The sequence below is a fragment of the [Clostridium] ultunense DSM 10521 genome (assembly GCF_000511955.1).
Taxonomy (GTDB): domain Bacteria; phylum Bacillota; class Clostridia; order Tissierellales; family Tepidimicrobiaceae; genus Schnuerera; species Schnuerera ultunensis.
The window spans coordinates 66,226-73,397 of the sequence record NZ_AZSU01000003.1; the positions used below are offsets into that span (position 1 = coordinate 66,226).

At 32.4% G+C, this 7,172-nt stretch carries 10 protein-coding genes; 8 read left to right on the forward strand and 2 right to left on the reverse strand.

Annotation, left to right across the window (positions count from 1 at the left end; genetic code table 11):
- A partial coding sequence (locus CUL_RS16950; protein ID WP_025640961.1) for a transposase occupies nucleotides 1-417 on the reverse strand: 417 nt, incomplete at its 3' end.
- Nucleotides 418-581: 164 nt separating this feature from the next.
- Between CUL_RS16950 and CUL_RS0107345 the strand changes: the two genes are divergently transcribed.
- The 8 genes from CUL_RS0107345 (at nucleotide 582) to queA (ending at nucleotide 6,625) form a co-directional block, all read left to right on the forward strand.
- Nucleotides 582-1,214 carry a CBS domain-containing protein gene (locus tag CUL_RS0107345; RefSeq protein ID WP_005583807.1) on the forward strand — a complete coding sequence of 211 codons (633 nt, stop codon included), beginning with the start codon at nucleotides 582-584 and terminating at the stop codon, nucleotides 1,212-1,214.
- Between the two features lie 66 nt (nucleotides 1,215-1,280).
- Nucleotides 1,281-1,865, forward strand: a complete 585-nt coding sequence (locus CUL_RS0107350; protein ID WP_005583806.1) for a BofC C-terminal domain-containing protein — start codon at nucleotides 1,281-1,283, stop codon at nucleotides 1,863-1,865.
- An 88-nt stretch (nucleotides 1,866-1,953) separates the two neighbouring features.
- The gene (gene ruvC / locus CUL_RS0107355; RefSeq protein ID WP_005583805.1) at nucleotides 1,954-2,448 is read left to right on the forward strand and encodes a crossover junction endodeoxyribonuclease RuvC; all 495 of its coding nucleotides are present in this window, start codon (nucleotides 1,954-1,956) and stop codon (nucleotides 2,446-2,448) included.
- 15 nt (nucleotides 2,449-2,463) lie between these two features.
- Nucleotides 2,464-3,048: a Holliday junction branch migration protein RuvA gene (ruvA, locus tag CUL_RS0107360; RefSeq protein ID WP_025640964.1), complete on the forward strand. Its 585-nt coding sequence runs from the start codon at nucleotides 2,464-2,466 to the stop codon at nucleotides 3,046-3,048.
- Nucleotides 3,049-3,064: 16 nt separating this feature from the next.
- Nucleotides 3,065-4,075: a Holliday junction branch migration DNA helicase RuvB gene (gene ruvB / locus CUL_RS0107365; RefSeq protein WP_005583801.1), complete on the forward strand. Its 1,011-nt coding sequence runs from the start codon at nucleotides 3,065-3,067 to the stop codon at nucleotides 4,073-4,075.
- A gap of 10 nt (nucleotides 4,076-4,085) precedes the next feature.
- Complete coding sequence (locus CUL_RS0107370) at nucleotides 4,086-4,295, forward strand: DUF2905 domain-containing protein (RefSeq protein WP_005583800.1); 210 nt, start codon at nucleotides 4,086-4,088, stop codon at nucleotides 4,293-4,295.
- A gap of 12 nt (nucleotides 4,296-4,307) precedes the next feature.
- Nucleotides 4,308-5,678 (forward strand): SpoIID/LytB domain-containing protein, encoded by a 1,371-nt coding sequence (locus CUL_RS16955; RefSeq protein WP_025640967.1) that lies wholly within the window; start codon nucleotides 4,308-4,310, stop codon nucleotides 5,676-5,678.
- A 14-nt stretch (nucleotides 5,679-5,692) separates the two neighbouring features.
- On the forward strand, nucleotides 5,693-6,625 hold the full coding sequence (queA, locus tag CUL_RS16960) for a tRNA preQ1(34) S-adenosylmethionine ribosyltransferase-isomerase QueA (RefSeq protein WP_081722807.1): 933 nt from the start codon (nucleotides 5,693-5,695) through the stop codon (nucleotides 6,623-6,625).
- A 170-nt stretch (nucleotides 6,626-6,795) separates the two neighbouring features.
- Here queA and CUL_RS16965 read toward each other — a convergent pair.
- Nucleotides 6,796-7,172 (reverse strand): transposase (locus CUL_RS16965; RefSeq protein WP_035143009.1); only part of this gene is annotated, 377 nt, incomplete at its 5' end.

A 7,172-nucleotide genomic window follows, 5' to 3' on the forward strand; every position in this document is an offset into this window, starting at 1 on the left:
TGGATTGATATCCTTAGAAATTTCTTCAGTTACATCAACAAGATTATTGAATAAGTCGTTTAAAGCATCAAAGAAATTAACCTTAAACCTAGAGAATTGAGACTTATGAGGAACCTTGAGAAATCCACAAAATTGACGCATTTCAGATGAAATATTAAGTAATGAAATCAATAGATCGATAGAAGGAAGAGATAAAATATTTTTAAGAATAAAGGCGTTAATCATAGACTCTAAAGAGAAATTTCTTTTTCTACCAAAATGAGAATAATATTTTTGGTAAAAAGAAAATGGAATAAAATCACTAATATTAATGAATTGGTCTAACAAACCAAGTAAATTGTTTTGATTTTTATTGTAAAACTTATCAAATTCAGTAGAAATATCAGTAAAGTTTAATTGTTTAGCTGAAACTGGCATAGGATTCTCCTTTCTATTTGTTTTGAGTTATACACATCTTAGTACTGTATATATACCCAAAATGGGGGGATCCTAGCCATTTCAATATAAATAAATGTAGTAAATATGCGAGTTGTAGGGTTCTGCAACGAGCTAAATTAAAAATTAATAAGGGGGGATATTAAATGTATGTAAGAAACCATATGTTACCAAAAGATAAGCTGACAACTTTAGAATTAGGTGAGGATATTGGGTCTGCTTTAGAAAAAATAAACCAAGGGGATTTTATGTCTTTGCCTGTTTTAGAGGGAGAACAATTTAAAGGTTATCTGATGAAAGAAGCCATTTTTAGGAATTATTTTGAAGCCAATGGCAGAGACAGGGAAGAATTTTTAAAGAATGTCAAAGTCAATGATCTATATAGTACGAATTACAAATCTATAAAAGAAGATGAATATGCAGAGAATGCTTCTTATTTGCTTAAGGAGTGGAGAACCCCTTTCTTGCCAGTATTCGATTCTAAGGGAAAATTTGTTGGTATTTTGACTCACAATTCAATTTTTAATGCTTTTTCTGAAATATTCGGTTTAGAGAAAGGTACTAGAATCGTTGTTGATATGCTTGATATTCCAGGACAATTGGCAAGGTTGTCAGAAGTTATAAGGAAAGAAAATGTTAATATAATAAACTTTGCTGCAGTAGATGCAAAGGTATTAGATGTATATAGGGTAATAATCCGAGTTGATACTAAAGATGTAGTTGGACTCATAGAAAAAATAGAAAAGGCTGGATTTAAAATCGGCGCAATTTCTAAATAATATGAAATGTATAAAATAATATAAAATGGGAAAAATATCCCTTTAGATGGTACTGGAGGGATATTTATGAAAAAACAAAATGCTATTTTAATATTTTTATTTTGTGCCACCCTTTTCTTTATTAGTTTTGTCTATGGTTATAAGATGATGGGGAGAAAGGCCAATGAGAATCCTAAAATTGCAAAGGAAAACTTAAAGGATTATGACTTGGATTTAGCCATATTAAAGGAAGAAGAAAGAATTTCCCCCAATGTTTTCATTGAGAAAAAAACCTATTATAAGGCTTGTAATCATAATATAACGAAATTAAATGAATTAGATGAAAAGATAATTAATATGACTGAGAAAGAATATAGAAGGTATACGGAAGAAAATTTTCCTAATGTGAAGATCATATCTTTTTCCGTTAATCGTATAATTTTAAGGGAAGAAAGGGATCATCTATGCCCCAATCATTACATAATTGGTCAATCTGAGGGTAAGATTGCAATATATAGAATAGATGAAAATGGAGATGAAATTTTGGATAGGGTATTTAAGGATTACCCCATATCCCTTTTAAAACAAATAGACCAAGATAAATTGATTAAAGGAATAAGAGTAGATAGTGAAGAGGAACTATCCGATGTATTGGAGAATTTCATCAGCTAAAAACTAAGTTAGGATCCTAACTTAGTTTTTCTATTTAAAATGTGATAATATAATATATGTTATTGTTTCGATATGAAAGGTGAGATAAATGGTAATACTTGGCATTGATCCAGGATTGGCTATAGTAGGATATGGTGTTATAGAATATAAGGGAAATAGATATAGAGTATTAGATTATGGCGTTATTAGGACGGATTCTAGCACCTTATTTCCAGAAAGGCTGAAAATAATATATGATGAGCTTACTAGGTTGATAGATAGATATAATCCAGAAGATTTTGCTATAGAAGAGCTGTTTTTTAATAAAAACGTAAAGACTGCCATCCAAGTAGGACAAGCTAGAGGAGTAGAGATCCTTTCTGCAATTAACAGAGGATTACAGGTCTATGAATATACTCCATTGCAGATAAAACAATCTGTTGCTGGCTATGGAAGGGCAGATAAAAGACAGGTACAGGAAATGGTAAAACTATTATTAAATTTAAAGGAGATACCAAAGCCTGATGATGCGGCAGATGCATTAGCGGTGGCTATATGCCATAGTAGCTGTTTAAATTTTAAAGATATGTTTAAAATGAAATAATAAAGGATGGATAATATGTATGAATACATAATTGGTAAGGTGGTAAGTATTAAGGAAGATTATATAGTTCTAGATAATAATGGGATAGGTTATAGGATATATACTTCAAAGAATTCATTGATGAATTTAGAAATCCATGAAAAAATCACCATGTATATTTATTTTAATTTAAGAGAAGATGGAGTATATCTTTATGGGTTTATAACGGAAGAAGAACTGAATATGTTTAATCTATTATTATTGGTATCTAAGGTAGGGCCAAAGGTAGGTTTAAATATCTTATCTACTTTAACACCAAACCAAATAAAATTGGCTATATTGAAGAATGATTCCAATATTCTATGTAATGCGCCAGGGGTAGGTAAAAAAACTGCCTCTAGGATTATATTAGAATTAAAGGATAGGGTTGATAAAGAGGATATTGTGGAAGATGAAAATATAATAATTGATAATGATGAAGTGGAAATTGCTATAGATGGTATAATGTCTTTAGGGTATTCTAGAAATGAAGTAATTAAAGTTATAAATAAAATAGATACTAGCAAAATGGTTACAGAGGATATTATAAGAGAAGTTTTAAAAAGGATTTCTAAACAATAAGGAGAGGTAATATTTTATGGATAATATGAATGAAAGAATAGTTTCCAGCTCTATCCAAAGGGAGGATAGGGAAAACGAAATCAATTTAAGGCCTAAATGGCTGGCAGAATATATTGGACAAGAAAAGGTTAAGGAAAAATTGAATATATTTATCCAAGCTGCAAAGGAAAGGAAGGAGCCTTTAGACCATGTACTTCTTTATGGTCCTCCAGGCCTTGGAAAGACAACTTTAGCTAATATTATTGCTAATGAGATGGGGGTCAATGCTAGGATTACATCTGGACCTGCCATTGAAAGGCCAGGCGATCTGGCTAGTATATTGACTAATTTAGGGGAAGAAGATGTATTGTTTATCGATGAAATACATAGGTTAAACAGAACTGTAGAGGAAATACTTTATCCTGCTATGGAGGATTATGCTTTGGATATAATAATAGGCAAAGGGCCTAGCGCAAGATCCGTTAGATTGGATTTGTCTAAATTTACTTTAATTGGTGCTACTACTAGGGCGGGACTCCTTACTTCTCCTCTAAGGGATAGATTTGGAGTTATGCTGAATTTAGATTTATATGATGATTACAGTTTGCAAAAAATCGTTAAACGTTCTGCTAATATATTAAATATTCCCATTGACGATAAAGGAGCTATGGAGATAGCTAAAAGATCTAGAGGCACACCAAGGATTGCAAATAGGTTATTAAAAAGGGTAAGGGACTATGCTCAGGTGATAGAGGATGGTATCATTACCTGGGAGGTAGCAAAAAAGGGATTGGAAATGTTGGAAATAGATAGACTTGGATTAGATGAAATAGATAGGAAGATACTATTGACCATGATAGAAAACTTTAATGGTGGTCCTGTAGGTTTAGATACCCTTTCTGCTGCCACTGGTGAGGAAAGGACTACTATTGAAGATGTTTATGAACCCTATCTATTACAGATTGGTTTTATAAATAGAACCCCTAGAGGAAGAATTGTTTCTAAAAAAGTATATGATCATTTTAATACACCTTATAGGGAAGAATAGGAGGGATATAATGGAATCCTTTGGTAGGATATTTTTAACTATAGGTATAGTGTTAGTTGTAATTGGCATAGTTTTTATTATAGGTGAAAGATTTGGATTAGGTAAATTACCTGGTGATATTTTTATCCAAAAGGGAAATTTTACTTTTTTCTTTCCTATTGTATCTAGTATAATTATTAGTATAATATTGACTTTAATATTGAATTTGTTTAGAAGATAAGGGGGCAATTCTATGAGAAAAATTACGAGTTCTTTAATTTTGGCTATAATAGTTATTGGGTTAGTATTATCAAGTCATAGTATATATGCTAACCCATTAGAAGAAAATTTTATAAGGATTAGGCTGACAAGCCCTATAAAATCCAATGGAATTGTTAATCTATATAGTGATGAAGGATTTTATATATATAGTAAGGCTAATTTAATACAGGAAATAGAATCTATAGACATTGAAAACATTAAAGTTAGTATAGGTGAAGAGGAAAGGCTTTATATAATGGATGTTGATGATAATTTATTATATGCCTACAATCAAGAGGATGATCTAATTATCTCTTCCAAGGGTGGATATGAAAAGAAGGTTAGAGTCGAGGATAAAAATTATAGGGATTATATCAATTTTAAAATAATGGGTGCCAATCTGATAGTTATCAATTATGTAGATATAGACAATTATCTATATGGAGTAGTCCCTAAAGAGATGCCTGTTTCTTTTGAAATGGAGGCCTTGAAAGCCCAAGCTATAGCGGCAAGAACTTACGCATTGAAGAATATGAATAAGCATAATAATGAATGTTACGACCTTTGTGATACTACCCATTGTCAAGTTTATGGAGGGATGGATGGAGAGGATGAAAAAACTAATAGGGCTGTAGATGGTACTAGTGGAATGATAATTACCTATAATGGAAATATTATAGATGCATTATACCATTCTAATAGTGGTGGTGTTACAGAAGATTCCTTAGAGGCCTGGGGTAATAGTCATCCTTACCTAATTTCCGTTGAAGATGAATTTTCTATTAATGCTCCAAATGGTAGTTGGAGTTTAAATTTGAACGCTGATGAAATTAGCAAAAGTCTTAAAAATAAGGGTGTCAATATTGGTAATGTAATAGATATGGAAGTATTAGGTAATTCTTCAAGTGGACGAGTAACCCAACTTAAATTAATCGGGACTTTAGGAGAAAAAATTTTAAATAAGGGACAAATTAGGGAATTTCTAGGTCTAACAGAGGTTAAAAGTAATTTGTTTACTATCAAGAAAAGCTCTAATGATGCAACTAGTACCAATCTGTATGCAATAGATGGTAATAGTAGTAAACCCCAATTAATCGATTTGGAGACTAGCCATATAATAGATGGCAGTACTAAACAGAGACCTTCTAGAGGGTTGACTAGCAGATTTATTAATAGGGATGGGGTTGTGGATAAGATTGATGGAGGAAATACTGGTATTACTAATTTTATAATAGAAGGGAAAGGTTATGGCCATGGAGTAGGGATGAGCCAATGGGGTGCTCAAAAAATGGCTGAATCAGGATATACTTTTGAAGATATATTGAAGCATTACTATAATGGAGTAGAAATAATAAAAGATTAGTAGAGGATGATCTAATGAAAACAGAAGATTTTTATTATGATTTACCAGGGGAATTGATCGCTCAATTTCCCATAAAGGATAGGGAGGAATCAAAACTTCTTATCTTGGACAAAAAGACAGGAAATATAGAGGATAGAATATTTAAGGATATAATAGATTATTTTAATCCAGGAGATTGCTTAGTATTAAATGATACAAGGGTAATTCCGGCTAGGTTATTTGGAAGTAGGATAGGAAAGGACGAAAAAATTGAATTCCTATTACTAAGAAGAATCGAAAATGATATGTGGGAAATTTTAGCAAGGCCAGGGAAAAAGGTTAGGCCAGGTAATAGAATAGTCTTTGGGCAGGGCTTGTTAGTTGCTGATGTTTTGAGTATAGGGGAAGATGGTACTAGAAAAGTAAAATTTAATTATAATGGGATATTTGAAGAAATATTGGATAAGTTAGGAGAAATGCCTTTACCTCCCTATATTACGGAGAAACTAGAGGATGGGGAAAGGTATCAGACCGTTTATTCAAAACATGATGGCTCGGCTGCAGCTCCTACTGCTGGCTTGCATTTTACTAAAGAGTTGTTAAAACAGATAGAGGAGAAAGGAGTTAACATAGCCTACCTAACTCTTCATGTTGGGCTAGGTACCTTTAGGCCGGTGAAGGTGGAAAACATCGAAGAACACCATATGCATTCGGAATACTATGAGGTTTCTCATAAGGCAGCCCATATGATAAATAGGGCAAAAAGAGATGGTGGAAGAGTCATAGCAGTAGGAACTACTACTACCCGAACCTTGGAGACTATAGGAAGTTTAGAGGGGATGATAATTCCTAAAAAGGGTTGGACGGATATTTTTATTTATCCTGGGTATAAATTTAAAATAATTGATGGATTGATAACAAATTTCCATTTACCCGAGTCCACTCTATTAATGTTCACACGAAAATGATTTAGTTAGTAGGCTCCTCTTTAATAGATCCCACCTTCTTCTTTACTTCTTATGAATAATCTATCCCTTGTTTTTTGAGCAATAAAATGCCCGGGAGGCCCTTTTAGGGTTTCCCCAAGCTACTTATATATGCTTTATGTACAATTTTTAGGTGATTTTAGGTGAAACAATTAAGCAATTAGAGGTTCAACCATATATCCTCGTTTTTTTAATTCTCGGATAAGTTTCTTTTCTCTCTGCTTTTCATGATTCACTTGTATTTCTGTAAATTTGTCCTCATCATATGATAAGTTCTCTTTTAAAAGAGTATAGATAATTACTAATATCTTGCGTGCTAATCCAATAATAGCTTTTTTAGTACCCCTTCTTTGCTTTACCTTCCAATACCAGTTTGATAAATATGTTCCTTTTCTTCGTGTCACTGTCCAAGCTACTTCACATAGAATACTTTTTATATACGGATTTCCATGTCTTGTTTTTGTAGATTTAGTTTTTCCTGCACTCTCATTGCAGCCTGGTGATAACCCAGCCCACGAGCAAATATGCT

What these genes read in the sequence shown, in the direction of transcription:
- CUL_RS0107345 (WP_005583807.1), top strand. Translation starts at nt 582, where the DNA reads ATGTATGTAAGAAACCATATGTTACCAAAAGATAAGCTGACAACTTTA.
- CUL_RS0107350 (WP_005583806.1), top strand. Translation starts at nt 1,281, where the DNA reads ATGAAAAAACAAAATGCTATTTTAATATTTTTATTTTGTGCCACCCTT.
- ruvC (WP_005583805.1), top strand. Translation starts at nt 1,954, where the DNA reads ATGGTAATACTTGGCATTGATCCAGGATTGGCTATAGTAGGATATGGT.
- ruvA (WP_025640964.1), top strand. Translation starts at nt 2,464, where the DNA reads ATGTATGAATACATAATTGGTAAGGTGGTAAGTATTAAGGAAGATTAT.
- ruvB (WP_005583801.1), top strand. Translation starts at nt 3,065, where the DNA reads ATGGATAATATGAATGAAAGAATAGTTTCCAGCTCTATCCAAAGGGAG.
- CUL_RS0107370 (WP_005583800.1), top strand. Translation starts at nt 4,086, where the DNA reads ATGGAATCCTTTGGTAGGATATTTTTAACTATAGGTATAGTGTTAGTT.
- CUL_RS16955 (WP_025640967.1), top strand. Translation starts at nt 4,308, where the DNA reads ATGAGAAAAATTACGAGTTCTTTAATTTTGGCTATAATAGTTATTGGG.
- queA (WP_081722807.1), top strand. Translation starts at nt 5,693, where the DNA reads ATGAAAACAGAAGATTTTTATTATGATTTACCAGGGGAATTGATCGCT.